Raw genomic sequence first — 25,666 nt, 5'->3', positions numbered from 1 at the left:
TCGACGATCGGCTACCGGGGCGCGGGCGCGGCGGAACGGCCGGCCGGCAGGTCACCGGCCGCGGTGAGCCGGTCCAGCTCCCGCTGCCCCAGCCGGCCCGTCCGGGCCAGCTGCTCCAGGGCCGGGACCAGCTGCGCGGGAGTCGGCCGCGCCGCGATCTCGGCGGCCACCCGCTGCGCCGCCCGCCGGTAGGAGTCCTCCTGCAGGAGCGTGCGGACGGCGTCGCGCACCTCGCCGGCCCCGGCGGCCAGTCCCGGCAGGACCCGGGAGGCGCCGGTGGCGGCCATCCGGCCGCTGACCGTGCGCTGCTCGTCGTTGAGCGCCAGCGACAGCTGCGGGGTGCCGACGGCGGCGGCGTTCATCGCGGGGTTGGCGCTGCCGTGATGGATGACCAGGTCACTGAGGGCAAGCAGCAGGTGCAGCGGGAAGTTCCGCAGCACCCGGACGTTGTCCGGGAGCCCGTCCAGCGCCTCCACCTGCGCCGTGTTCGCCGCCAGGAAGACGGTCTGCGCCATGCCGGCGGCGGCGTCGACGGCGTGCCGCAGCACCGGCAGCCCGGTGCCGAACCCGCCGGTCGCCGAGTTGCCCCACAGGATGCACACCCGCTTCCCCGGCCCCGGGGACCGCAGCCAGTCGGGGATGTGCGCGGGACCGTTGTAGGGGACGTAGCGCAACGGCATGCGCAGCGCGTTCCCCACCGGCGGCGCCGCGGCCTGCGGGGAGACGTCGATGACGTACTCGATCTGCTCGCCGCTGAAGGCCGGCTGCCCGTACCGCGGCCAGGACCCGGAAGGGTCGCCGTCGCCGAGGTCCACGCCGGGCTCGGTCTCCACCGTTCCGATCAGGCCGAAGGGGAAGTAGACCGACGGCACGCCCAGCAGCCGGGCGGCCAGCGCCCCCTCGGCCGACATCAGGTCGAACACCACCAGGTCGGGCCGCCAGGAGCGGGCGTACCCGACCGCGCCGTCGTAGCTCCGCGCGATCGCCGCCGCGCACTCGGCCCAGTACGCGGGGCCTTCGGCGGCGATGTCGAAGTCGTCGAGACTGCGGACGGGTTCACCGGTCAGCGGGTGCGGCGGCAGGCCCGGCAGCGTCCACTGGCCGTCGACGGCCTCCTGGAAGTAGGCCATGCGCCGCATCACGTTCAGATCCAGGGTGTCCAGCACGGGCACGGCGGTCAGGCCCGACCGCGCGATCCCGTCGGCCGCGCAAGGGGCGACGGCCACCCGCACCTCGTGCCCGGCGGCCTGCAGCGCCCAGCCGAGGGGCACCATGCACGAGTAGTGCCCGGCCCAGGCCGAGACGGCGAAGAGAACCTTCATCGCACCTCTTTCTCGTATCGGATCGTCTCGAGCACCCGCACGACGTCCCCGGGCGCCGGCTGCCTGCCGATCTCCCCGCGCAGCCGCGCGGCCCCGTCGCGGTAGGAGGGCTTTGCCAGCAGCCGGCCCACCGCGTCCCTGACCCCCGCCGCGTCGGTCGCGGCCTCCTCCAGCCAGATGCCGGCACCGGTTTCGGCGAGCTTCTCGGTGTTCAGCCGCCCCTCGGGGATGCTGGTCACCCCCACCTGCGGGACACCCAAGGCGGCGGCCGTCATCAGCGTCCCCGTCCCCCCGGTGTGCACGATCGCCTCGCACCCCGACAGCAGCAGGTGCAGCGGCACCCAGCCCACCTTCCGGACCCGCGCCGGCAGGTCCCGCAGCGGCTTCAGCACCGCCTCGTCGGCCGCCCCGACGGTGACGACGACCTCCACGTCCAGCTCGGCCACCGCCTCGACATAGCCCCGGAAGGTCTCCACGACGCCGACCCCCAGCTTCTTCTGCTGGGTGGTGCCCCAGGTGACGCAGACCCGCGGCCGCCCGCCCGGCTCCCGCAGCCACTCGGGAAGCAGCCCCGGCCCGTTGTAGGGGATGTACCGCATCGCATGGCTGGGCACCGCGGCCCGCGCCGGGTCCGCCTCCGCCCAGCGCAGGCTCGGCGGCCGGGGATCGACCCAGGCCACCGGATGGATGCGCGGCTCGACCCCGAAACGCTCGAACAGCTCGGCGTACCCCGCACGCGGCACGACCCCCGTCCACAGGTCGGCCAGCTCCAGCCGCGGAACCCTCGCCATGCCGTACAGGTGACCGACCGTGGGAACACCCGTCACCTGACCCGCGACCGCGCCGGCGTAACTCACCGGATCGTGCACGATCAGATCCGGACGCCACCACCGGGCGAAACCGACCAGCCCGTCGACCATCGCCAGCGCCGTGTCGAACTGCAGCCGCGCCATGTTGTCCACCACCCGCGCATACGGGTCCCCGGCCGCCGCGTCCGCGTCCCGCGGCGCCAACGCCCCCTCGGCCAGCCGGGCGTCGAGATCGATGTCGGCGCCCACGCACACGCCCGGCAGTCCGGAGCCGTCGATGGCACCGGCCAGCGACGGAGTGCTCACCATCCGCACCTCATGACCGGCCAGCACACAGGCCCACGCCAGCGGCACCATCGGGAAGTAGTGGGCGCGAGCGGCGTAGGTGGTGAACAGGATGCGCATGCAGGTGCCCCCTGGCTGTCGTCCTCGACCTCGGATGAAACGTCCCGGGCGCGCCCGGACCGCCGGCCGCCCCGGCGCTCCGGCCCCGCGGCCCGGCCTCGCACACCGCGCGGGCGGCTACCGCTGCGCGACCGGCTCCGCGTGCGGGACCTCCTGCGCCCCCAGCGAACCGTTCGCGGCCAGCCGCTCCAGAGCCGGCACCAGCCGCGCCGGCGCCGGCCGGGCCAGCAGATCGGCCCGCAACCCGGCGGCGGCCGCGCGGTACGCCGGGCCGGTCAGGACCTCCTCGACGGCCCCGTGCACCTCCTCCCGGCGCGCGGTGAGCCCGGGCAGGGTCCTGGAGGCGCCCAGCGGGTCGATGCGCCGGCCGTAGGCGAAGTGGTCGTCGCTCAGCGCCAGACCCACCCGCGGGACCCCGGCCACCGCCGCGTTCATGACCGGATTGTCGCTGCCGTGGTCGATCAGCAGGTCGCTGCCGTCCAGCAGCAGATGAAGCGGATGGCCGCGCAACGTGTGCACGCGCGGCGGCAGCGGCCCCAGCGCGTCGATCTGCTCGCTCCCGGCGGTCAGCACGACGTCGAAGGCGCAGGACGCCGCGGCCTCCACCGCATACCCCAGCGCGGGCAGATCCGGCCCGAACAGCCGAGTGGCCGAGTTCCCCCACAGAATGCACACCCGCGGCCCCTCCCGCCGGGGCACCGACCCGGGCGCCGAAGCGGCCGGCCCGTTGTAGGGGACGTAGCGCACCGGCAGCCGCAGCGCGCCGGCCAGCGGGGGCACGGCACCGCTCGGCGACGGGTCGATGACGTACCGGATGCGGTCGCGCCCCCACGGCCCGACCCCGTAGCGCTCGAAGTGCTCCACCGGATCACCGGGGCTCAGGTCGAGCGCCTTCTCCGTCTCCACCGTGCCGAACAGCCCCGGCGCGCACAGCACCGACGGCACCGAGACGACCAGCGCCGCCAGCGCGCCCTCGGTGGCCATCACGTCGTGCACCACCAGATCCGGCCGCCACCGCCGCGCGAACTCCACCACGTTGTCGCAGCCCCGGCGGGTGGCCTCGGCCGCCTGCCGGAGGAACCTCGGCCCCTCCACGGCGACGTCCGGCTCACCCGGCTCGCCCATCGGACGGCCCGTGAAGGGGTTCAGCAGCGGGCCCCGCGGCTCCCGGACGCCCATCGAGATCTCGATGTGGTGGACCACCCGCGTCAGGACGGCCAGGTCCGGGCCGTCCGCGACCGCCACCGCCGTCAGTCCGGCCCGGCCCACCGCCTCGCGCTGGGACGGCTTGCAGGTGACCGCGACCTCGTGGCCCGCCGCCTGCAGCGCCCACCCCAGCGGCACCATGCAGAAATAGTGCCCGGGCCACTCGGACGTCGTGAACAGGACCCGCATGCGACCTTGCCTCCACTCCTCGGCAGGCGCCCAGACTCGCGGGCAGGGCTCGAAGGGTCCTCAAGCCTGTGTTGAGGCCGCCGCCCACACGCCCCGTGACATTTGTCCCGCCCACGTCCGTACAGACGGATCTACCGGGTGCCAGGCCCCCTTCCGTAGCGTCGTGATCATGAGCGAGACGACCGCGACACCACCGGCGGTGTCCTTCGAGAAAACCGTCAAGACCTACGGCGCCACACCCGCCGTCGACGGCTTCGACCTGCACATCGCGTGCGGCGAGACGGTGGCGCTGCTCGGACGCAACGGCGCCGGCAAGTCGACGGCCATCTCCCTGCTGCTCGGCCTGAACGAACCCGACGAGGGAACCGTGCAGCTCTTCGGCGCGCCGCCCCGGCACGCCGTACGCGCCGGCCGGGTGGGGGCGATGCTGCAGGAGACGCGGGCCGTGCCCCGGGTCACGGTCCGCGAACTGGTCGCCTTCGTGGCCGGCCGCTACCCCGACCCGATGCCGGTCGCCCAGGCCCTGCGGCACGCCGGGATCGCCGAACTGGCGGGCCGGCGCGTGGACCGCCTCTCCGGCGGCCAGGCGCAGCGCGTACGGTTCGCGGTCGCACTGGCCGGCAACCCCTCGCTCCTCGTGCTGGACGAACCGACCGCCGCCCTGGACGTGGAGGCCCGGCACGCCTTCTGGACCTCCATGCGCGCCTACGCCCGGCAGGGACGCACCGTGCTGTTCTCCACGCACTACCTGGAGGAGGCCGACGCCTACGCCGACCGGATCGTCGTCATCGACCACGGCCGGATCGTCGCGGACGGCACGAGCGAGGAGCTGAGGCGCTCGGCGGGCGACAGCGTCGTCCGGGTCGACCTGCAGGGCCGCGACGCCGCCGCCCTGCGGGCGCTGCCCGGCGTACGGGCGGTGGAGGTCCGCGACGGCCGGGCCCTGCTGCGCACCCACGACTCCGACGCGACCGTCGTCGCACTGGCCGGACTCGGCGCGATCCGCGGCCTGGAGGTCGCCCCGACCTCCCTGGACGACGCGTTCCTGGCGCTGACGGCCCGCTGCCCGGAGACGGTGTGATGCTGGACTACCTGCGACTGGAAGTACGCCGGACGCTGCGCGACACGGGCTTCGTGACGGGCGGTGTCGCCATGCCCCTGCTGATGTACCTGCTGTTCACCAACGTCAGCTCCGACCTGACCGGGGCGTGGAGGACGACGTACATGGTCGGCATGGCCGCCTACGGAGCGGTCGGCTCGGCGCTGAACGCCGGCGCGGGCGTCGCCGAGGACCGGGCCATCGGATGGCTGCGGCAGCTGCGGGTGACGCCGATGTCCCCCCGCGCGGTGGTCGCCGGCCGCGCCCTGACCGGGGCGGTGGTGGTGCTCCCGGCGATCGCCACGGTGCTGCTGGCCGGCGCACTGGTCAACGGCGTACGGCTGCACGTGTGGCAGTGGGTCCTCATCGCGCTGCTGCTGTGGCTCGGCTCGGTCCCCTTCACCCTCCTCGGCCTCGGCAACGGCTACGGCCTCAGCGCCCAGGCCACGGGTGTGGCGAACATGATCTGCAACATGGGGCTCGCGGTGATCGGCGGCCTCTGGTTCCCCGCCAGCGTGTTCCCGGGCTGGCTGCGCACGGTGTCCTCCTACACCCCGACCCACCGCTTCGCCGAACTCGGCACCTCCGTCGCCGCCGGCCGTGCGCCGGCCCCGGGCGGCGTGCTGCTCCTGGCGGCCTGGCTGCTGCTGTTCGGCGGGTATGCCGTCCTGTCGTACCGCCGGGCCGGACGGAGCACCTGAACGCATGAAGAACACCGTGAACGCCACCAAGAACCCGAAGCGCACGAAGAACGCCATGAACGCCACGAACAACACCAACAACACCAACAACACCAACAACACCAACAACACCAAGAACACGAAGAACACGAAGAACACGGGGGGCAGCAGGAACGCGGGGGAGACGGGGGAGACGGGGGGCGGGCGGGCCGGGGACCGCTCCGCGGGGGAGCGCACCACCGCGTGGACGGACGGGGAGCCGCTGGACGACACGCTGCCGTCCCCGACCGGCTTCAGCCTGCTGCCGTGGCTGCTGCTGGAGGCCGGCGCCGTCTCCGACCTCGTCCGGGGCGGCACCCCCGACCCGTGGGCCTGGGGACTGGGACTGCTGTGCGTCACGGCTCTCTACGTGCACATCGCGTTCCGGGCCGTCGTGAAGGAGACGCGCCAGGCCCCCGCCACCCGGGCGGCCCTCAGCGCCATGACGGGCCTGACCTGCGCGTTCGCCCTCGTCTACGGCGGCGACTGGCTGCTGCTCTTCCCCCTGGTCGGCCTTGCGACCGGCGCCGTCGTGCGCGGCCCCCACCTGCGCACCTTCAGCACGGCCGTGACCGCGCTGGCCGCCTGCGTCGCCTGCCGGCACGAGGGATGGCGCGGCCTGGAGATCGCGTACGGCACCTGGATCTCGGCCATGGTGATGGCCGCGATCCTGTCGCTCACCGAGGCCCTGCGGCAAGTGCGGGCCGCGCGCGAGGAACTGGCGCGGCACGCGGTGGACGAGGAACGGCTGCGGTTCTCCCGCGACCTGCACGACCTGCTCGGCCACACCCTGTCGGTGATCACGGTCAAGGCGGAGGCGGCTCGCCGGCTCGCCGACCGCGACGTGACGGCGGCGCTCGCCGAGATCGCCGACATCGAGTCGGTCGGCCGGCAGGCGCTGACCGAGATCCGCGAGGCGGTGACCGGCTACCGCGAGGGCAGCCTGGAGGCGGAACTGCAGCGCGCCCGCTCGGCCCTGACCGCGGCCGGCATCACCCCCCTCGTCCGCCGCTCGGGCCCGCCTCTGCAGTCCCGCACCGAGGCTCTCCTCGGCTGGGTGGTGCGCGAGGCGGTCACCAACGCCGTACGCCACAGCGGCGCCGGCCGCTGCGAGATCACCGTCGACAGCGCCCCCGACCGGGTCCGCCTCACCGTCGCCGACGACGGAGACGGCAAGGCGGCGGCCTCCGGCCCGCCCGGCACGGGACTGAGGGGTCTGACCGAGCGTCTCGCGGCGGCCGGCGGCTCCCTCAGCGCGGCCCCCTCGGCACGGGGCTTCACCGTCACCGCGGAACTGCCCGCCACGGCCGGACCGCCTGACGGCCTCGCTCCCGTGTCCGGCGCGCGCCGGCCGTAGGGGCGGGGCGCCGGCGGCAGGGACCGCGTCGCCGCCCGGCGCTTCGCCCGGGCGCCGAGCCGAAGCCGCGGCAGCCGGCCACTGCGCGCAGGCGACCGGCCGTGAGGCGCGGGCAGGCCGGTCAGGTGCCGCCCGGCCCCGGTGCGGCGATGAGGGAGGCGGACATCGCCTTGTTGACGGCGTCGATCCGCGACACCGCATCGAGTTTGGTGAAGGAATTACGCAAGTGACGTTTCACGGTTCCCTCGGCGATGCAGAGTTTCCTGGCGATCTGGCCGTTGGTCATGCCCTGGGCCACCAGCATGATCACCTCGTGCTCGCGTTCCGAGAGCTGCTTTCGCTCCGTCGGCCGGGAACCGGTCAGGCAGGCCGGGGAGACCGAGATGATGACCGACGGCGCATCGGCCTGTACGGCGTGGATGGTGGCGATCAGCACCAGTCGCGTGGTGCTCTTCAGAAGATAGGCGCGCACGCTCGGCCGGAGCGTCACTTCCTGGACGAGGACGGGATCGTCGTGTCTCGTCAGAATGATCACGCGTGATGCGGGGGACACCTTCTCGATGTCGGCGATACGATTCGTCACCGACCGCTCGGACAGGACGGCGTCCATGATGACGATGTCCGGCTGGGTGTCCCGAGCCACCTCGATTGCGGCAGGGAATAACTGCACGGCTCCGACGACGGTGAAATTCTCCTCCGCTTCGAGCGTCGAGCGCAGTGCTTCACAGAACAGCGTGTGCTCATCGATGATGAGAATCCTGGTCAGGCTGCTGTCGTCCGTCACGTCCCGCCCTCTTTCCTTCGTCGCATCGAAAATGTGACTCGTCACGCGACCAGGGACCAGTGATGTCACTGGTGCTGCCGGTGACCCCCGCCGCAGCCGGAAATCCGGCTGTGACGTGCGGTATGGCGCTACGAACCGCCGGCCGCCAGAAGCGCTGCCGCCCGCGCTGGATTCACCTCCGTCGGTTTTCTGGTCCTGTCGGGTCGACACCTGATCCGGATTCATTGCCGGCGGCCGCCTCACCGTGCGGCCGCGGTGACCGACGAGCTCTCCGCAAGGTCCGCATCGGCGTGCAGGGCGAGCCACCGGGTGGCTGGGAGGGAGAAATGCGCCTCACCCGCACACACGCGCCGTTCCGCTGCTCGGTGGTCATTGCCGAATGGAGTGGCAGGGCGGTGTGCGGACGTGGGGCCCTAAGGTCTGGCCGGAGCCGCCGGGAGGCGCTCACGTGATTTGCCGAGGATGCCCGTCATGAAGTCGCTGAGCGCGCGGGATGCGCAACACCGTCCCGATCCGTCGCTGGCGACCCGAATTGGCTGAATGTGCCCATGTGTCCCCCGGTATTGAAATTGCGGCTGGAGAACTCCAAGCCGTGACCACATGTGGCAGGATAGGTGTGGGTGCTGATGGAAACAAGTGTGCCAATCTGTTTCTTTGCGATACTTTAGAGGTCCAGCTTTTCCTGGTTTCGCCCGGACTCGGGCGGTTGATGCTGAGGGAAAGCGTCAGAAACCGCAGAGCGGTAGTCGCACACCGCGCCCGCACGCTGGATCCCCCCTGGACCTTCCCTGGACGCAGCCTCGAGCCCCCTTCCCGCCGGGCGGCGCGGACGCCGGGCAGCGGCCACGCCGACGGGCCCACGGGGCGCGGCCGCGGGGGAGCGCAAAAGGGGTGGGCGTCGCCGTGCGGTCGAGCCGATCGCGGCCGGTGGACGGCCGTCCTGATCTGCCCGCGTGACGCGAGGCCGTCCTCGTCGCGGTGAGCGGACTGCGCGCGAGCGGGCGACGACGCTGAGCGCGTGCCGCCGCCCCTGCCTCGCGCCGGCCGGCGCAGTGCCCGGCCCCGGCCGGGGGACTGCCCGAGGCCGGGGTGTTTCAGCCGGCGGCAGGGAGGTGCCGAGCGAAGCGGCGGACGGCCTCGGTGCAGGCGCCCCGGGTGTCGAAGGTTCGCCGGGTGCCGCGCCCGCGGGAATCGACTCGACGCGGGCGTGCGGGTTCGCGCGGGCGACGTCGGCGGCCGCCGGCCGGCCAGGCCGCAGCCGGGAGAACCGGCAGGCCATGCGGATGCGGGTGCGGCGAGCGGGTCGGCAGGGAGGACCGGTGGGCGGCCCGGGCGGCCCTCCCGGCCCTTCCGGCAGGGCTGCAGGGTGCACCTGCCCGTCCGTGTCGAGGGTCACCGGACGCACGACGGCCCTGGCACTGTCCTGCGGCGTCCTTCCGGCGCCGAATGCCGCGGCCAGGTCGTTGCGGCCAGGTCGGTCGTTGCGGCCAGGTCGGTCGCGGCCGGTCGGTCGCGGCGGCGCCGGGCCACCGCGTCGGCGCCCGGGCCCGCCGGTGTCCGCCGGAACCGCTCCGGGCGGGCGTGAGCCCGGACCGCGCGGGGGGTGTCGGTCGGGCGTGACGGTGTTCAGCCGCACGACCCGTCCGGGCCGGTGCCGGCCGACCGGCTGTGCGACGCCGCGGCCGTCGCTGGCGCGCCCCGCCACCGGCACGGGTCCGCGAGGCGGCCGGCCCGGACGCACCGGGTGCGTGCGGGGCGGTCAGGACGGCTGCACGTGGTCGAAGAGGGCGAGGGCCTGGGCCGGGTCCGGGCTCACGAGGCGTTCCAGACCGGCCGTCGTGATCTTCGCCCACCTGGCGGCCCGTGCCCACATCCGCTCCTCGAAGGCGCGGACGGCCCCGTCCGGATCCTCCGGGCCGGCGGCGATGGACTCGGCGAGTTCGGCGCCGTCCAGCAGCGCGAGGTTCGCGCCCGCCCCCAGCGGAGGCATCAGATGGGCGGCGTCGCCCAGGAGCGTCACCCCGGGGACATGGGCCCAGGTGTGGGACACGGGCAGGACGTAGCAGGGGCGGTGGACGAACGCGGCGCCGTGGCGCAGGAGGTCCAGGACGGGAGCGGCCCAGCCGTCGAACAGGTCCAGCAGGTGCGAGCGCACCGCCTCGACGTCGGCCGGGTCCAGGTCCGCGTGCCAGTCCAGCGGCGCGCGGAACTGGGCGTACACCCTGACGTGGCCGCCGCTGCTGCGCTGGGCGACGAGCGCGCGGTTCACGCCGTACACCCCCACGGAACCGTCGCCGATCAACCGGGCGAGGCCGGGGTGGCGGGTGTCGACGTCGTCCAGGGAGGTCTCGACCGAGGTGACGCCGGTGTAGTGCGGTGTCACCGGCGACAGCGCCGGGCGGACCCGCGACCAGGCGCCGTCCGCGCCGACCACGAGGTCGAACGCCTCCTGCCGCCCGTCCGCGCAATGGACCACCACGCCCTCCCGGGTCCCCGGCACCACCCGCGTCACGGCCCGCCCCCACTGGACGTCGAGAGGACCGAGCAGCAGGTCACGGAGCTGGCCGCGGTCGATCTCGGGATTGGCGCGGTCCTGCGGGCCGGGGCGCCAGTCGCGCAGGACGGTCCCGTCCGTGTCCAGGACGCGCATGGCCTGCCCCTCCGGACGGGACAGCGCCCGGAACTCCGCCAGCAGCCCCGCCTTGTCCAGCGCGAGCTGGCCCAGCCCCTCGTGCAGGTCCAGCGTGCCGCCCGGGGGACGCGCGTCGGGGGCGGGGTCGCGTTCGAGGACGGTGACGGGGTGGCCGTGCCGGTGCAGCACACGGGCGAAGGCAAGCCCGGCGGGACCGCTCCCGACCACGGCGATACGATGTCTCATGTCGATACACTGTATTGACGGGCTACGGTGTATCGCAAGGGATACTTGTGACCATGACTGTGTGGGACCGGCCGGAACCGCCGCCTCGCCCCGTGCCGCTCGACCGGCAGCGGATCGTCGCCGCCGCCATCGCGCTGGCCGACGAGGGCGGGCTGGAGGCGGTGTCGCTGCGCAAGGTCGCCGCCCGGCTGAACGCCGGCCCGATGCGGCTGTACGGACACATCTCCACCAAGCAGGAGCTGTTCGACCTCATGGTGGACGAGGTCCAGGCCGAGATCCTCCCCGAGGAGCCGCCCGGTGACTGGCGGGAGGCGCTGCGCACCCTCGCCCACCGCACCAGGCGTGCCGCCCTGCGTCACGACTGGCTGGCCGACCTGCTCGGCGGCCGCCCGACCCTGGGCCCGAACGGCCTCGCCGTCACCGAGGCCACCCTCGCCGCCCTCGACGGCCTCGCCGACACCGACACCGTCATGCGCGCCGTGGAGACGGTCAGCGCCTACGTCACCGGCGCGATCCGGCGCGAGAGCGCGAACCTGCGGGCCGAACGCGCCACGGGCCTGTCCGAGCGCGACTGGCAGCGCGCCTTCGGCCCGCACGTGACGAGGATGCTGGCCACGGGCCGCTTCCCGGCGCTGGCCAAGGCCGTGCACGACGGCACGGACGTCGACGCCGAGACGACCTTCGCGACCGGCCTGGAGTGGGTCCTCGACGCCGTGGCCGCCCGGCTCACCCCGCCGCCGGAGTGACCCGCCCCCCACCCCGGCAGCACACTCCCGCACGACGTGGAAGCCGTCCGATCTCCCGGCGGCGACGGGGGTGCCGCGGCGCTCGGGGAGCGCCGCGGCACGGTCGCCTCCCGCAGGTCAGCTCGCGTTGGTGAAGGTCAGCTCCAGCGTCGCGTAGTCCTTGCCGCCGTTCTCCTTGTTCTTCAGATACACCGTGTGCGACACGGACTCCCCGGCGGCCACCAGGATCCTCAGGTCCCTGACCTCGCCGTCCAGGTCGGTGGTGGTGTCCTTGGTGCCCTCGTAGAAGAGGGCGTCCGCCCCGAACAGCACCGTGCCCTTGTCGTCCACGATCTGGGCGAAGGCGTGCAGCTCCACGCGGATCTCGCCGCCGCAGTAGGTCCGCCACCACTCGTTGGGCCCGTACGTGCCGTCCGTCCAGCGGACCTCGTTGATCTCGCCGGTGCAGTACGTGCCCGCCGACCAGCCCTCGTCGTCGCGGATGGTGAACGGCCCGCTGATCACGGCCTTGCGCAGGCTGCCCGCGAGAGCGGTCCCGCCGTCGGCCGCGGACGCGGCCGAGGCGGTCAAGGCGGGCCCGGCGACGACGCCGAGGGCCGCCGCCGCCACGGCGAGGACACGGGCCGATCGGCTGACGCCGTTTCTGATGCCACGGTGGTTGGTGTTACGCATGTCGGGCGATTCCCCCCTGGTGAGTCGGTGCGTTTCCAGCAGTGCGTCCCGAAGACGTGCTGCCGCGCCGGAACCGGCGCGCCACGGGCGGGATCACCTCATCGCGCGTAGACCGCGGACCGCCGGCCCGGCAGGACCACTGTCGCACCGGGCCCGTCCCGCCTTCATGAGGCAGGCGTCCCGAGGCCGCGCGGGACATCCGTCCCGGCCGGGCCCGAGCGGGCGGGCGTGCCACGTCCGCCTCCGCCCCGGTCAGGGCCCGCCCAGACCCGCCCGCCGGGCCCGGACGATCGCCTCCCCACGGCTCGCGGCCTGCAGTTTGGTGAGAATGTTGGACAGGTGGTTGCGGACGGTCTTCTGACTGAGGACCAGATGCCGGGAGACCGCCCGGTTGTCCAGGCCCCTGGCCACCAGGTCCAGCACCTGCCGCTCCCGCGCCGTCAGTCCGCCCAGCCCGTCCGGCGCAGCACCGCCGGCCGCCGCCCCGGTCAGCTGGGCCACGGCCCGGCCGGCCACCGCGGGGCCCAGGATCACCTCGCCGTTGGCGACCGCCCGCACCGCACGCTCGACCTCGGCAGGGCCCGCGCCCTTGAGCAGGTATCCGCGGGCCCCGGCCCGTATCGAGGCGAACACCGACGCGTCGTCGTCCAGCATCGTCACGACCAGCACGGCGGTGCCGGGCCGCAGCCGCAGGATCTCCCGGGTGGCCTCGACACCGTCCGCACCCGGCTCGCCCAGGTGCAGATCCATCACCACGACGTCGGGCCGGTGCGCTGCGACCGCCGCGACCGCGCCGCCGGCGGTGTCCGCCTCGCCCGCCACCACGATCCCGGGCAGGGAGCCGAGCAGCGCGGCCATCCCCATCCGGAACACCGGATGGTCGTCCACCACCAGGACCCGCACCGTCTCCTCGCCGCCCGGCCCGCGCACCTCGCGGTCATCGCCCTCGCCCCGCGCCCGCACCGCCTCCTCGCCGCCCGGCCCCCGCACCTGGCGGTCATCGCCCCGCGCCCGTACCACGTCCTCGCCGTCCCGCTCCCCACCCGCGTCCGCGCCCACGTCAGACCACCCGCTCCTTCGCCGCCGCCCGCACAGGAACCCGCAGCACCAGACGCGTGCCCCGGCCGCCGGCCCCCGAGCCCCACTCCACCGTTCCCCCCACTTCCTCGGCGCGTTCCCGGACCGAACAGGTCCCGACACCGGGGCGGTGCGCCGCCCCCATGCCGCAGCCGTCGTCCTCCACCACCACCGTCAGCGACCGGCCGCCGCCGGCCAGTTCCACCACACAGGTACGGGCCCGGGCGTGCCGGGAGACGTTGCGGACGGCCTCCGCGACGATCGCGTACGCCGCCCCCGCCACCCGCGGCGGCACCTGCCCGACGCCGCCGTCGCGCACCGTCACGGCGAGCCCGTCGGCCTCGTACCGCATGACCAGCTCCCTCACGGCCCCCGCCAGACCCAGCTCGGCCAGAACGGGAGGGACCAGGCCGCGCGCCAGCACCCGGACGTCCTCCGCGCACGCCTCCACCTCCGCGCGCAGCCGCACCAGCAGACCGCCGGCCGCGTCCGGCTCGTCCAGGAGCAGGTTGCGGGCCGCCGCCAGACCGAGCCCGACACCGGCCAGCGCCGGACCGATCTGGTCGTGCAGTTCACGGCGCAGGGCACGCCGTTCGTCGTCGCGGGCGGCGGCCAGACGGCCCCGGGACTCGCGCAGCGCCCTGGTGACGGCGGCCAGGTGCACGGCGGTCGCCACGACCCGGGCCACCTCCTCCAGGCAGGCCCGGGCGCGCCGGTCGAGGCGTTCACCGGGCCGGGCCGCCACGCTGAGGGCGCCGACGGTCCGCCCGCGCACCACCAGCGGCAGCTCGACACCGTCCGAGCCGTGGGCGGACGGATCCGCCGCCACCGCCAGCGGCTCGCCGCGGACGTCCAGCACCCGCACGGAGCCCAGGTTCAACGACGCGGCCAGACTCGCGGCCATGCCGGTCAGCGCCTCCTCGTCGTTGGCCGCACCGCCCAGATGCCGCCCGACGCGGCTCAGCGTGGGCGCCGTCCCCTCACCGTGCACCAACCGGTCCACGCGGCGCTGCAACCAGCCGCGTGCGGGCTGCGCACCGGCCGCCAGGGCCGCCGTCGTCACACCCCGGACAGCTGCGCCGTCCTCGGGCAGCGCCGCCCCCAGCACCGCGACCACCAGGACGTACCCGCCCACCAGCATTCCGGTCAGCAGCAACCAGACCAGGGTGCGGCTGACCGCGAGATCGATGCCCCACAGCCGCTGCCGCAGCACGGCGACGAGCACGGCCGCGGGAAAGAACGCCTGCGACGCGAGGTGGGCGAGCGGCGTGAACAGGACGACGGCCCGCCCCGTGCCGTCCGGCCACACCACCAGGGGCAGGAAGGTCACCGCGATCAACGCGGTGCCGATCGCCAGCCAGCCCAGCCCGCGCGCGGCGGGATCCCGGTGGCGCCGGAGGGCGGCATGCCCCGCGGCCAGCAGCCCGAGCACCACCACGGCCGCGAACAGCCACCGCAGCGCGGGCGCGGCGAACCGGGCCCACACCGCATGCCGTACCGCCAGCGGCGCGAACGACGCCCCGCCGTCCGGCCACGGCCACGGGTCCGTCAGGCGGACCGCCACCACCGCCACGGTGACCCCGGCCCCGGCGAGGACCGCCGCCCGCGCCGCCCGCCCGGGCCGTTCCGCCGACACCAGGTACGGCACCACCAGCACCAGCGCCAGGGTTCCCGGCACCCACGCCACGTTCTGCAGCACAGCCCAGGACGGCGGCACCCGCGCCCCGTCCGCCATGACCAGGTCCCCGAGCGGCGCCGCGACCGCCGCCACCCCGCCCCCGACCGCCGTCAGCGCCACCCACCACGCCACCGGATGGGCGCGCCGGCTCAGCACCACCCCCGCCACCAGCCCGTAGACCACCGCGTCGGCGGCATCCACGACGAGATACCAGCGGTCCGCGCTCCACGGCCCCCCGGCCGCCCCGGCCAGCACACCCGCAGCCGCAGCCAGCCCCCACGCCGTGACCGTCACCGCGGCCGCCACCCCGCGCCGCCCCCGCGCCGCCCCCGTCGTTTCCCCCATCGCCCCAGACTCCCAGGAGCTGCGATCGATGTCACCGCCCGGCCCGGACACGCCGGCCGCACGCCCCGCAGCCGGCGGAGCCAGGCCGGCGCCCTCAGTGCCCACCCCCTCCGTGCCGCCATCGCCCACCTGGAGGAACGCCGGAATACAACGCGTGCACGATTCCGTACGGTCGGTGGCAGAGCCGGGAGATGCCCGGCCATCACGGTCGGGAGGCACGCCATGCGCCGCATCAGCTCGTCACTCGCCACACTCACCGCCGCCGGCCTGCTCACGTTCGCTGTGCCCGACGCGGCCTTCGCCGCGAACGGCTACCTCGTGATCGACGGCGTCCGCTACCCCAACCCGAGAGGCTGCTTCGAGATCCCCCGCCTGTCGACGGTCACCAACCTCACGGACATACCCGCCCTGGTCCACAACGTCCCTGCCTGCGCCAACGGATTCATCCAGGTCATCCCTCCCGGAACGGCGGTGCAGGTGCCCGGGACACACAGCATCTTCATGGGCTGACCAGCGGACCGGGCCTCCGCCCCTCCACCCCACCCCCGAGCCGTCCCCGCACGAGCCCCACACGGCAGAAGCCCCCGACAGCACCCCGCACTCCGGCAGCACCCGTGGAAGACGGCATCCCCCCTGCGCCGGCGCGCCGTACACGCCGCTGCTCCGGGCCCGCCCGCGCCGAGCCCCTGCCCGCCCTCGTCCCCGCCGGCGCCGTCCGGCCGCCGCGCCGCTGCCAACCGCGTCCGGCCCGCTGGTCATCCGGCCGTAGCCGCCCGCGTCGGCCGTCGCGTCCTGCCCCCGTCGCGCCTCGGCCGGCCCCGCGCGACCGACGGCGCCCGCCGTGCCGCTGCCCGCCGCCTGGCCGCTGTCCCGCCGCCGTGCCGCCGTCCGACCGCCGGGTCCGGCCGCGCGCCGTACCGGCCCCGGCTCCCTGCCCGTGCTGCTCCCTGCCGTGCTGCCCCCTGCCGCGCCGCTCGCCGGTGCGGCCCGCCGCCGCCCGCCGACCGCCGTCCCGGACCGGCCGCTCCCGGCCGACGCGGGCGGACCGGCCGCGCCCCGGCCTTCGGCCCCGGAGCCGGGGGAGTGGCGGACCCCTCCCGCCCGCTGCCGTCGGGCGCCCGCTTGCGCGGGCGGTCGCGGGCGCCCTGCCACGAGCCGACGGCGGTTCTGGAAGGCGACCACGGCATTTCGCGAAGGGCGCCCGCTTTCGGCTCCGTCCGGTGTCCACGGGCCGGCGCGCGGGGCCGGGCTGCGCTGCGGGGCGGCCGCGCTGGGCCGAGCCCTCCTGGCAGCATGCTTTCGTGACGAACGTACGTGATCAGCGTCCCTCCGAGGCCACCGTCGACTTCCTCCGTTCGGCGTTCCCGCCGCAATGGCGCGAGCCGGCGCTCGCAGAGGAGGCCGTCGCCGAGTGGGAGCGGGAGAACCGGCTCGTCCTCCCCGAGCCGTACCGGACCTTCATCACGAAGATCAGCAACGGCTCCCGCCTCGGCCCCGCCGGCGACGGCGGTCTGCAGCCGCTCGGCCGGCTGCCCGGTGCGTGGCCCGACCTCGGCCCGCGGCAGCCGGGCGAGCCGTTCCCCCTGGAGGCGGCCTGGGGCTGGGAGGACGACGAGAGCGTCGCCCCCGAGGGCGACCCGCGGATCGACGCCGTGTTCACCAAGGGATCCGTCGTTCTCGGATCCGAGGACGGGCAGTCGTTCTGGCTCCTGATCACCACCGGCCGCCGCCGCGGCGAGGTGTGGATGGTCGCCGACGTCGGCGCCGTCCCGGCGCCCGGCGACCGGGTGGGGCTTCGAGGAGTGGGTGCGGCACTGGCACACCGGCGCCGGCTGGTGGGACTGACCACCCACTCCGGCCCGCCGCGGACCGTCCGGACCGTCGTCGGCTGGACACGCCGGCATCCGCCGCCCGCCCCCGTGGACGCAGCCGGACCGCCCTCGGTTCCCCGCGCTCACCGCGCTCACCGAACCTCGGGAGAAGCAGGCGACGCCGACGTCGGCCGCTGGGCGATCCACGCGAAGGCGTACTTCTTCCGCTCCAGCCCGGCGGCGGCCTGGCCGGACACCCTCGGCGAGCACGCGCCGCACCCGCTGCCGGCCGACGAGACACCCTGTGCGGTCGGCCGCCCCGTTCCCTGCGCGCCGGCGGCCGGGCGCACCGCACCCGCCGTCTCCGCTTGTAACAGACGTGTACGAGAGAGGGGCCGGGCGAAACGATGAGCCGGCCGGGCGCCTCTTGGTACGCAGAGAAGCTCGCCCGTACCGACGGGCGGCACCCCGACCGATACGAAGGACGGCACCATGCGCGCCAACACGATCACCATCGCGGCCCTGGCCGTCGCCGCAGGCCTCTCGCTCACCGCCTGCCAGAGCGACGACGACGCCGCGGGCCGCAGCAACTTACCCGCCGCGTCCGCATCCACTCCTTCCGGCAACCACGCGGAACCGGATGGTTCGGCCCGCAGCGCCGCCACGTACTCCGCCGCGAAGAACCCGGGCCGGGCACGGGGCACGATCGCCGCAACCGGCTCCTCCGCGAACGCCGAGGCCGGCAAGTGCCGCACCGACGGGCTGGACATCACGGCCAGGGACAGCACCATCGACGGCGACCCGGAGGGTTCCGTCGCGGTGGAGTTCACCAACACCGGCGGCCGGGACTGCACCCTCTCCGGGTATGCGGGCGTCGACCTCACCACCAACGCGGGCACGCTGTCCGCCAAGCGCACCGGTCAGCCGGCAGAACCGACCCTCCTCAAGAAGGGGAAGTCGGTGGCCTTCACCATCACCTACCCGGTCAACGACTCGGGCGGCTCCGGGATCCGCATCACGGGGCTGGTGGTGACCCCGCCGGACGAGACCACATCGGTCTCCCTGAAATGGCCGGGCGCCGCCACGCTGCCCGTCACGGACGGCTCCGGCTCCCCGGTGCGGGTCGGTCCCATCGGAAGCGCCGGCCAGGGCGGCTGACCCGCACCGCCACCACCGAGACCCGCACGGCGGTCTTCTGCCCTCACCCTTCACCGGGCTCGTTCCGCCCTTGGCCGGGCGCTCACGGCGCGCCGGCGCGTGCATCGCTCCGGGAGTGGGGGAGGGCGGCCCGCCACGCGGCCTGCCGCGCCGGAACCCGGGCTCGCGGACCCGGCCGGGGCCGAAGCACCGGCCCGTGCCGTCGGGCCCAGGTGCGGGGATCGGGGCGTGCCGGGCTCGGGCGCGCCGGACTCGGGGCGGCCCGGGCTCGGGGCGCGCCGTGGGTCTCGGGTCCCGCGCCCGGGTGGAAGAGCCGGCGTCACCGGGGTCAGGATCCGGCGGCGGACGCGTGGCGGGCCAACTCGGCGGCCGGCCGTCGCATGACCGCGCGGTGGGCGCGCCGCACCGTGGCCCGGTCGACGGGCGCCGGCAGACGGTCGGCGTCGTTCCGGCCGCAGCACTGGGCGGCGTGCGGGACACACCGGCCGGCGGGGTGGTCCGCGCCCGCTGCACGGAGCCCAAGAGCGCGGTGACTGCCTTTCCGGTGCGGCGGCGGATGCGGCCCCGCACCGGTCCGCCGGCTGCCCGGCCCGGCGCTCAGGCGTCCAAGGCTCGAACGCGCAGGACGACCTTGATGGCACGCCACAACCTCGCCGTGGTCCTGCGGAAGGCGGGGCGCCTGGACGAGACGGTGGAGATCTGGAAGGCCTGCGTCCCCGAGTTCGACGCGTCCGTCGGCGTCACGGACCCGGACACGCTGGACGTGCGCCGGTCACTGGCGGCGGCACTCGAGGAGCAGGCCGGGCTGGACACGTCCGGTATGAGCCTGGAGGAGGCGGAGCGCACGATCGAACAGCTCTCCGGGAAGCCCGGCGGCATCACCCAACGGCATCTGGCGGTACTGGTGCAGCGGGCGACCCTGCTCCGCGACCAGGGGCGAACGGACGAGGCGGAGTCCGCCTTCCGGGAAGCCATCGACCTGGGCGACAGGGAGGTCGGCCCGGGGCACCCCCTCGTCGTCTCGGCCCACTACCGGCTCGCCCTCCTTCATCACCTCCGCGGCCGGGACGACCTCGCGCTGGCGGTCGCCGAACGCAGTCTGCGCAACAGCGAGCGGTCCCTCGGCAGGACACACGACGAGACCTTGGTGACCGTCACCTTCGTCCTGTCCCTGCTCGCGAGACACAGGCGGGTGGCCGAACTGCAGCAGATGATCGAGGAGTGGCTCGCGGACATCATCGTGGGCTGGGGTTTCTCCCATCCGGTGGTCCGCGAACTGGCCAGGAACCGGTCCGGTCTGGCCCTCTACGGAGCCGAGTGGGCCGGGTCGGCAGACGCCCCTTGAGGGCGCCGCGTGCTCGCCGACGGACGCGGCCCGGCCCGCGGGGCAGCGCGCCGCCGGCCACCACAGCCACACGCGCCGGGCGGCCGGGGGAGCCCGGCCGGCACGACATGCAGCAGGACGCCGCCGGGGCCGCACACGGCCTGGTCGAACAGGGGCAGCCTGCTGGGCCGTGCAACCGTGCGGGCACCGGCTCAGACGACCAGGACCCGGCGCCCGCGTGTGTGACCGGCCTGGCTGTCGATGTGCGCGGCCGCGGCCTCGGCGAGCGGGTACGACCTCTCGACCGGGATGTGGAGCTTTCCCCGCGAGATGAGGTCGACGGCCTCGGCCAGCGCATCCGGCACGCTCCCGGCCACCCCGGAGAACCGGACGCCGAGCCTGGGCGCATCGAGATCGGCGATGGAGATCACCCGCTGCGGGTCCCCGGTCAGCTCGACGAGCTCGCGGATCACGCCCGAACCGGCCAGATCGAGGGCCGCGTCGACCCGGCCGAGCCGCCGCACCCGCCCGACCCAGCCCTCGCCGTATGTCGTGGCGAGGGCGCCCAAGCTCCGCAGATAGTCCTGGTTCGCGGCCCCGGCGGTGCCGATCACCGTGATCCCGCGGTCACGGGCGATCTGCAGCACCGCCGACCCGACTCCCCCCGACGCACCGCTGACCAGCAGCGTCTGCCCAGGCTGCACACCCACCTCGCGGACGATGCGCAGCGCGGTCTCCACCACGGAGGGATACCCGGCCGCCTCTTCGAACGTCAGCCCCTCGGGCATACGGGCCCAGGCCGACAGCACGGCGAACTCGGCATACGTGCTCGAACCTTCGCCGAACACCCGGTCGCCGGCCTCGACCCCTTCGACGCCCTCGCCGACCTCGTCCACCACCCCGGAGGCGTCCAGCCCGACTCCGGAGGGCAACTCGACCGGATGGGCCCCCAGGACCTGGCCCTCACGGACCCTCCAGTCGGCGGGGTTCACGCCCGCCGCCCGCACGGCGATACGTATCCGGCCGGGGCCCGCATGGGGCTCCTCGGCATCGATGAGACGCAGAACGTCCGGGCCGCCGAACTCGGCGAAGCTCACCATCTTCATACGGGGACCATAACACTAACCGTTAGCTTTTTGGACCTGCTTCAGATTCGCACTTGATAGCGTTGGCGCATGACCGTGCCGACCGGGCGCCGTGAGCGCAAGAAGGCCGCGACCCGCCAGAAGATCGCTGACACCGCCCTGCGCCTCTTCCTGGAACGCGGGTACGACGCGGTGGGCATCCGCGAAGTGGCCGCCGAGGCAGACGTGGCCGTCACCACGCTCTTCTCCCACTTCGCCTCCAAAGAGGCTCTGGTCTTCGAACAGGACGAAGACTTCGAGCAACGCCTCGCACAAGCGGTCACCGGCCGGGCGCCGCACGAGCCGCTCATCCCCGCACTGCGCCGCGAGATCCACGCCCTGGTGCGCCACTGCACGGGGGACGACGCCGCCCCGGTCCGGCGCCTGATCGACGCATCACCCGCCCTGCGGAAGTACGAGGAGTCGATGAGACTGCGCCACGCGGAGACGCTGGCCACCGCAATCGCCGCCGATCCCGGCCTGTCACGGACCGCAACGGCGAGCCGGGCGATCGCGAGGTTCGTGATCGACGCCTATTCACTGGCCCGTGAAGCGGCCGAACCGGAAGCCGCGGTGGACGAGATCTTCCGGATGGTCGAGGCAGCCTGGGAAGCCACCTCCCCTTCTCGCCGCACCTGAGGAACGGCCCTTGCGTGGTTCACGCTGCCCCGGGTGAGGAGCTTCAGCTCGCCGTCGGCCCGAAACAGGAAGCAGGCGACCCCGGTGAAGGCGGGGCCTTCTCCCTCGCGGTCGGTGACGCGACGTCAGGCAGGAGCCGGGCGGCGGCCGCCTTCCCCTCGTGTCCCGGTGAGCCGAGCCGGTGGTCGAGCGCGGCACCGACGGCGGGGCAGTTCGCGCGGATGACGTCGAGGAAGGCGTTCAGCGCCGGGGAGCGGTCCCCGGTTCGGAAGGACAGGACCAGATCGGGCAGAGGCGTGCGCGGGGTCACCTCGCTGAACCAGGTGCCCCGTCGCGGGGCCGTCAGCATGCGGGAGGGCCCCAGACCGACGCCCACCCCGCAGGCGGCGAGTCCGATGATGGTGTGGATGTCCCTCGCGACGGTCGCGCCGGAGAGCGCCGGGGAGTCCGTGCCCAGCAGGGCCCGCAGCCCGGTGACGACGGCGGGCTCGTCCTCGCCCGACGCCACGATCAGCGGCTGCCGCCGCAACTGCTCCACATCCACCGACGACTGGCCGGCGTACGGATGCGTGCTGCTCACGACCGCGACCAGGTGGTCATGACCGATCGGGACCGATACCAACTGCTCGGCACCGATGCCCCGTGGCCGGCCGAGGCCGATCGCCACGTCCAGTTCGCCGGCGACGAGCGCGGCCGTGCTGCGGCTGGTCGCCATCTCGTGCAGTTCCAGCCGCACCTCGGGCCGTTCACGACCGAACCGGCCCAGGACGTCCGGCAGGGGATCGAGCAGCGCCGAGGCGATGAACCCCAGGCGCAACCGCCCCGTCTCGCCGCGTGCCGCCCTGGCCGCCTCGACCGAGGCTGCCGTGATCTCGTCGAGCGCCCTGCGCGCACGGGAGAGGAAGGCCGCGCCCGCAGCCGTCGGGAACACCCCCCGACGGGTGCGATCGAACAAGCGGGCGCCCACCTCCCGTTCGAGGTCGGCGATCTGCCTGGACAGCGGAGGCTGCGCGATACCCAGCGCACCGGCCGCCCGGCCGAAGTGCTCATGCTCGGCGAGAGCCAGCGCGTACCGCAGGTGCCGCGCCTCCACGCCAGCCTCCCGGACATACCTCGAAAGTATCGTCGACCAGCTTGCCGCATCTTTCCCTGGATGACCGGGACCGGGTCGCATGGAATGCAGCCATGACTGATCATTCCTGCACGGACACCGTCTTCGTCCTCGTGCACGGGGCCTGGCACGGCTCCGGACAGTGGGCGGCGACGCAGCGCGCACTCGCCGCACGCGGTGCCGCGAGCATCGCCGTCGACCTGCCGGGGCACGGCTTCGACGCGCCACTGCCCGACGGATACCTGCGGCCGGGCCAGCCGGGCCTGGCGACCGAGAGGTCCGCGCTCGCCACCGTGACGATGGACGACAGCGCCGAAGCCGTGCTGGACACGCTGCGCCAGGCCCGCCGCCACCGCCGTGTCGTGCTCGTCGCACACAGCGCGGGCGGCGGCCCCGCGTCGCTGGCCGCCGAGCGCGCACCCGAACTCGTCGACGAGATCGTCTACCTCACGGCCTTCGTGCCCGCCGCACGCCCCCGGTTCTTCGACTATCTCGGCTCACCCGAGAACGCCACGGCACGAGGCCAGAGCCTCAACCTGGGCGACCCCGAAGAACTGGGCGCCGTACGGATCAACCCGCTCTCACAGGATCCCGCCTACGTCGAGGAACTGCGGCAGACGTACTACCACGACACGCCCTTGGACCGCTTCGACCGCTGGCGCTCGGCGCTGAGCCCCGATCTGCCGCTCGCCATCCCCGCCACCCCGGTCATCGTGACCCCGCTCCGGTGGGGGCGCGTCCCGCGGACCTTCCTGCGCTGCGCGGACGACCGGGCGCTGCCGGCGGCCGTGCAGGATCTGATGATCGCGGAAGCCGACCGGGCCATGCCCGAAAACCCGTTCACCGTGCGCACCCTCCCGGGCAGCCACAGCCCGTTCGCCACCCGCCCCCGTGAACTCGCCGCGGCTCTGCTGCCGTGACCGGCACCCCCCCTCCTGCTGCCGGCGGTTTTCGACACCACTCACCTCCGACCGCCCCCGCCTGTCGAGGGCCGGGGCGCGGCAGGGCGCTCGGGGCGGTTGGCGGCTGCCGGCCGGGGGCGGTACCCGGGCGGCGAAGCCGAGCAACGTCACCCCGCAGGTCCGCGCCGACACCCACGCCGCGATCACCGTGACGCCCAAGGCCCCCACGTGCCCCATCCGGCGCACAACGTCCAGCCTGTCCACGGGTGCTCGTTCGCGGCCGGGGCCGGCAGATCGACAAGAGCGCGGCCAGCCGCGGAGGGCCCCACCGGGGCGGGGCCGAAGCAGTCGGCCGCCGTCGGCACGTCGTGGCGGGTGTGGGCGTCGAGGTACGTCCGGATGCGGACGGGCAGGCCAAGAAGGCCGTTCGGGGTCATGCGGGTGCTCTCCTGGGTGCGGGGCGGGGTCACAGGGTGGGGACGGTGCCGCCGTCGATGGTGTGCTCGGCGCCCGTGATGGCGGCGGCGCGGTCGCAGACGAGGAAGGCGACCAGCTCGGCCACCTCCTCGGGGCGTGCCGGGCGGCCGAGGGGGATGCCACCGAGCGAGGCCAGCACCTGGTCCCAGGCCGCGGCCCGGTCGATGCCCTGTGCGTCGGCGATGCGGGCGACCAGGGCCGTGGTGCCCTCCGTCGCGATCGCCCCCGGGGAGACGACGTTGACCCGTACTCCGTGCGGGGCCAGTTCCCGGGCGAGGCCCTTGCTGTACGTGGTCAGCGCGGCCTTGGCGGCGGCGTAGCCGAGTGTGGCGTCGGGCAGGGGCAGCCGGCGCTGGATGGAGGAGACGTGGACGACGGCGCCCCGGCCCGCGTCCCGCATCGCCGGGAGCAGTGCGCGATCGAGGCGTACGGCGGCCAGCAGGTTGAGGGCGAGCTCGTCCTGCCAGTGGGCGTCGGTGAGGGCGGCGAAACCGCCGGCCGGCGCGTGCGAGCCGCCGAGCGTGTGCACGACGACGTCCGGGGTGCCGAGCCGGTCGCGTACCGCCGAGACCACGGTCTCGACGCCGTCCGGCGTGGTCAGGTCGGCCGTGACGAAGAGCGGGTCGGCCACCGCGGTCGCGGGCGCCGTGCGGGCCGTCGGAAGCACGGTGGCGCCGGCCGCACGCAGGCGGGCCGTGATCGCGGCGCCGGTGCCCCGTCCGGCGCCGGTGACGACGGCGAGACGCCCCGCGAGATCGGAGCAGACGGAAGGAGTGCTGGTCATGTGCCGGAGCGTGCCGCCTCCCGCAGCACCCGGGTCAAGCGCTGCACTCTCCCCCTGCGGGAGGGTGCACAGTAGGGGCGTGCTGACGATCGGCGAGTTCTCCCGGCTGACCCACCTGAGCATCCGTACGCTGCGCCGCTACCACGAGGCCGGGCTGCTGGAGCCCGCGCACGTGGACCCGTCGAGCGGCTACCGGTACTACGACCCCGGCCAGATCCCCAGCGCACAGGTCATCTCCCGGCTGCGGGAACTCAACGTACCGCTCGCCGACGTCCGGCGGATCCTGCTCACCCCGGACCCGACCGTGCGCGCGCACCTGGTGGGCGAGCACCTCCAGCGACTCCAGGACCAGCTGTCGCGGACCCAGGCGGCCGTCGCGTCGCTGCGACGGCTGCTGCGCCCCGAACCGGCCGGTGTCGCCGTCGAGCTGCGCCACGCGCCCGCGCGGCGCGTGGCCGCGGTGCGGGGCACGGTCACCCACGAGGAGGTGCTGTCCTGGTACGCGGGCGCGATGGCCGAGCTGGACGCCGTCATCGACGCGCCCACGGGCCCCGCGGGCGGCCTCTACGACAACGCGCTGTTCAGCGAGGGCCGCGGGGACGTGCTCGTGTACGTCCCGGTCGCCGTGCCCGTGCCGGACCTGGGACGCGTCCACGACACCGAGCTGCCGCCCGCCGAGCTGGCGGTCACCGTGCACCCGGGGGCCCACGACACCATCGACGTCACCTACGGCGAGCTGGGCAGGTGGGTCGCCGACCACGCCCTCGCCGTGGCCGGGCCGGTGCGCGAGACCTACCTCGTGGGCCCGCGCGACACCCCGGCTGCCGAGCAGTGGCGCACCGAGATCGGCTGGCCGGTGTTCCGGGTCGCCGGTGCCGGCCCCCGCCCGGTCTGAGTCCGGCACGGCCCGGCGGGGGCGCTGGGTCGACAGCCCCACGCCGCCGCTTGCTGCTGCTGTCCGTGCGCTCTCGGGCGCGGTTTCGAACAGCCCCCACTGCGTCACGGCCTGGGGCATCTCGGCCCCCACGAGGGCGAAGGACGCATCGGCGA

General features: G+C 74.4%; 22 protein-coding genes. 11 read left to right on the top strand and 11 right to left on the bottom strand.

From position 1 onward, the window contains the following. Positions 1-11: 11 nt before the first annotated feature. The 3 genes from ABZ261_RS22250 to ABZ261_RS22240 form a co-directional block, all read right to left on the bottom strand. Positions 12-1,322 carry a nucleotide disphospho-sugar-binding domain-containing protein gene (locus ABZ261_RS22250; protein WP_356861739.1) on the bottom strand — a complete coding sequence of 437 codons (1,311 nt, stop codon included), beginning with the start codon at positions 1,320-1,322 and terminating at the stop codon, positions 12-14. Continuing rightward, the gene (locus ABZ261_RS22245) at positions 1,319-2,536 is read right to left on the bottom strand and encodes a nucleotide disphospho-sugar-binding domain-containing protein (protein ID WP_356861737.1); all 1,218 of its coding nucleotides are present in this window, start codon (positions 2,534-2,536) and stop codon (positions 1,319-1,321) included. Before ABZ261_RS22245 ends, ABZ261_RS22250 begins: the two co-directional genes overlap by 4 nt. Positions 2,537-2,653: 117 nt before the next feature. Beyond that, positions 2,654-3,931 carry a nucleotide disphospho-sugar-binding domain-containing protein gene (locus ABZ261_RS22240; RefSeq protein ID WP_356861736.1) on the bottom strand — a complete coding sequence of 426 codons (1,278 nt, stop codon included), beginning with the start codon at positions 3,929-3,931 and terminating at the stop codon, positions 2,654-2,656. Between the two features lie 169 nt (positions 3,932-4,100). On the opposite strand from ABZ261_RS22240, the gene ABZ261_RS22235 reads away from it, so the two are divergent. The 3 genes from ABZ261_RS22235 to ABZ261_RS22225 are packed head-to-tail and all read left to right on the top strand — an operon-like array spanning position 4,101 to position 7,106. After that, entirely contained in the window at positions 4,101-5,012 is a 912-nt protein-coding gene (locus tag ABZ261_RS22235; protein ID WP_356861734.1) for an ABC transporter ATP-binding protein, read from the top strand. Further along, positions 5,012-5,731 (top strand): ABC transporter permease, encoded by a 720-nt coding sequence (locus ABZ261_RS22230; RefSeq protein WP_356861732.1) that lies wholly within the window; start codon positions 5,012-5,014, stop codon positions 5,729-5,731. The genes ABZ261_RS22235 and ABZ261_RS22230 overlap by 1 nt, the downstream gene beginning before the upstream one ends. Before the next feature lie 4 nt (positions 5,732-5,735). Next, on the top strand, positions 5,736-7,106 hold the full coding sequence (locus ABZ261_RS22225; protein WP_356861730.1) for a sensor histidine kinase: 1,371 nt from the start codon (positions 5,736-5,738) through the stop codon (positions 7,104-7,106). Between the two features lie 121 nt (positions 7,107-7,227). Here the strand turns inward: ABZ261_RS22225 and ABZ261_RS22220 are convergent, their stop codons facing one another. After that, complete coding sequence (locus ABZ261_RS22220; protein WP_356861728.1) at positions 7,228-7,890, bottom strand: response regulator transcription factor; 663 nt, start codon at positions 7,888-7,890, stop codon at positions 7,228-7,230. Positions 7,891-9,649: 1,759 nt separating this feature from the next. Continuing rightward, entirely contained in the window at positions 9,650-10,768 is a 1,119-nt protein-coding gene (locus ABZ261_RS22215; protein ID WP_356861726.1) for an NAD(P)/FAD-dependent oxidoreductase, read from the bottom strand. A gap of 53 nt (positions 10,769-10,821) precedes the next feature. Between ABZ261_RS22215 and ABZ261_RS22210 the strand changes: the two genes are divergently transcribed. Continuing rightward, positions 10,822-11,514 carry a TetR/AcrR family transcriptional regulator C-terminal domain-containing protein gene (locus ABZ261_RS22210; protein WP_356861724.1) on the top strand — a complete coding sequence of 231 codons (693 nt, stop codon included), beginning with the start codon at positions 10,822-10,824 and terminating at the stop codon, positions 11,512-11,514. Between the two features lie 117 nt (positions 11,515-11,631). Here the strand turns inward: ABZ261_RS22210 and ABZ261_RS22205 are convergent, their stop codons facing one another. The 3 genes from ABZ261_RS22205 to ABZ261_RS22195 all read right to left on the bottom strand — a co-directional run bounded on the left by ABZ261_RS22205 (position 11,632) and on the right by ABZ261_RS22195 (position 15,286). Further along, positions 11,632-12,186, bottom strand: a complete 555-nt coding sequence (locus ABZ261_RS22205) for a hypothetical protein (RefSeq protein ID WP_356861722.1) — start codon at positions 12,184-12,186, stop codon at positions 11,632-11,634. 252 nt (positions 12,187-12,438) lie between these two features. Next, complete coding sequence (locus ABZ261_RS22200; RefSeq protein ID WP_356861720.1) at positions 12,439-13,245, bottom strand: response regulator transcription factor; 807 nt, start codon at positions 13,243-13,245, stop codon at positions 12,439-12,441. Position 13,246: 1 nt separating this feature from the next. Next, positions 13,247-15,286 (bottom strand): histidine kinase, encoded by a 2,040-nt coding sequence (locus tag ABZ261_RS22195; RefSeq protein WP_356861718.1) that lies wholly within the window; start codon positions 15,284-15,286, stop codon positions 13,247-13,249. A 222-nt stretch (positions 15,287-15,508) separates the two neighbouring features. On the opposite strand from ABZ261_RS22195, the gene ABZ261_RS22190 reads away from it, so the two are divergent. The 4 genes from ABZ261_RS22190 (at position 15,509) to ABZ261_RS22175 (ending at position 19,600) form a co-directional block, all read left to right on the top strand. Continuing rightward, the gene (locus tag ABZ261_RS22190) at positions 15,509-15,796 is read left to right on the top strand and encodes a hypothetical protein (RefSeq protein WP_356861716.1); all 288 of its coding nucleotides are present in this window, start codon (positions 15,509-15,511) and stop codon (positions 15,794-15,796) included. A gap of 791 nt (positions 15,797-16,587) precedes the next feature. Further along, a complete protein-coding gene (locus ABZ261_RS22185) occupies positions 16,588-17,508 on the top strand; it encodes an SMI1/KNR4 family protein (RefSeq protein WP_356861714.1) in 921 nt (306 codons plus the stop codon). Positions 17,509-17,589: 81 nt separating this feature from the next. Further along, the gene (locus tag ABZ261_RS22180; RefSeq protein WP_356861712.1) at positions 17,590-18,255 is read left to right on the top strand and encodes a DUF4232 domain-containing protein; all 666 of its coding nucleotides are present in this window, start codon (positions 17,590-17,592) and stop codon (positions 18,253-18,255) included. 634 nt (positions 18,256-18,889) lie between these two features. Then, on the top strand, positions 18,890-19,600 hold the full coding sequence (locus tag ABZ261_RS22175; RefSeq protein ID WP_356861710.1) for a tetratricopeptide repeat protein: 711 nt from the start codon (positions 18,890-18,892) through the stop codon (positions 19,598-19,600). A gap of 191 nt (positions 19,601-19,791) precedes the next feature. On the opposite strand, the gene ABZ261_RS22170 is transcribed toward ABZ261_RS22175, so the two are convergent. Next, positions 19,792-20,685, bottom strand: coding sequence for an NADP-dependent oxidoreductase (locus ABZ261_RS22170; RefSeq protein WP_356861708.1), 894 nt, complete (start codon positions 20,683-20,685; stop codon positions 19,792-19,794). Positions 20,686-20,754: 69 nt separating this feature from the next. On the opposite strand from ABZ261_RS22170, the gene ABZ261_RS22165 reads away from it, so the two are divergent. Then, on the top strand, positions 20,755-21,342 hold the full coding sequence (locus tag ABZ261_RS22165; protein WP_356861706.1) for a helix-turn-helix domain-containing protein: 588 nt from the start codon (positions 20,755-20,757) through the stop codon (positions 21,340-21,342). A 43-nt stretch (positions 21,343-21,385) separates the two neighbouring features. Here the strand turns inward: ABZ261_RS22165 and ABZ261_RS22160 are convergent, their stop codons facing one another. Then, positions 21,386-22,435, bottom strand: a complete 1,050-nt coding sequence (locus ABZ261_RS22160; RefSeq protein ID WP_356861704.1) for a LysR family transcriptional regulator — start codon at positions 22,433-22,435, stop codon at positions 21,386-21,388. Positions 22,436-22,527: 92 nt separating this feature from the next. Here ABZ261_RS22160 and ABZ261_RS22155 point away from each other — a divergent pair, with 92 nt between their 5' ends. Further along, a complete protein-coding gene (locus ABZ261_RS22155; RefSeq protein WP_356861702.1) occupies positions 22,528-23,373 on the top strand; it encodes an alpha/beta fold hydrolase in 846 nt (281 codons plus the stop codon). Positions 23,374-23,821: 448 nt separating this feature from the next. Here the strand turns inward: ABZ261_RS22155 and ABZ261_RS22150 are convergent, their stop codons facing one another. Continuing rightward, positions 23,822-24,616, bottom strand: a complete 795-nt coding sequence (locus ABZ261_RS22150; protein WP_356861700.1) for an SDR family oxidoreductase — start codon at positions 24,614-24,616, stop codon at positions 23,822-23,824. Positions 24,617-24,695: 79 nt separating this feature from the next. On the opposite strand from ABZ261_RS22150, the gene ABZ261_RS22145 reads away from it, so the two are divergent. Continuing rightward, on the top strand, positions 24,696-25,511 hold the full coding sequence (locus tag ABZ261_RS22145) for a MerR family transcriptional regulator (RefSeq protein WP_356861698.1): 816 nt from the start codon (positions 24,696-24,698) through the stop codon (positions 25,509-25,511). Positions 25,512-25,666 lie beyond the last annotated feature (155 nt).

It is taken from the genome of Streptomyces sp. NPDC006193 (assembly GCF_040613915.1).
Lineage (GTDB): Bacteria > Actinomycetota > Actinomycetes > Streptomycetales > Streptomycetaceae > Streptomyces.
Note: the sequence above shows the minus strand (reverse complement) of the source record. Positions and strands in the feature narration are given on the sequence as shown.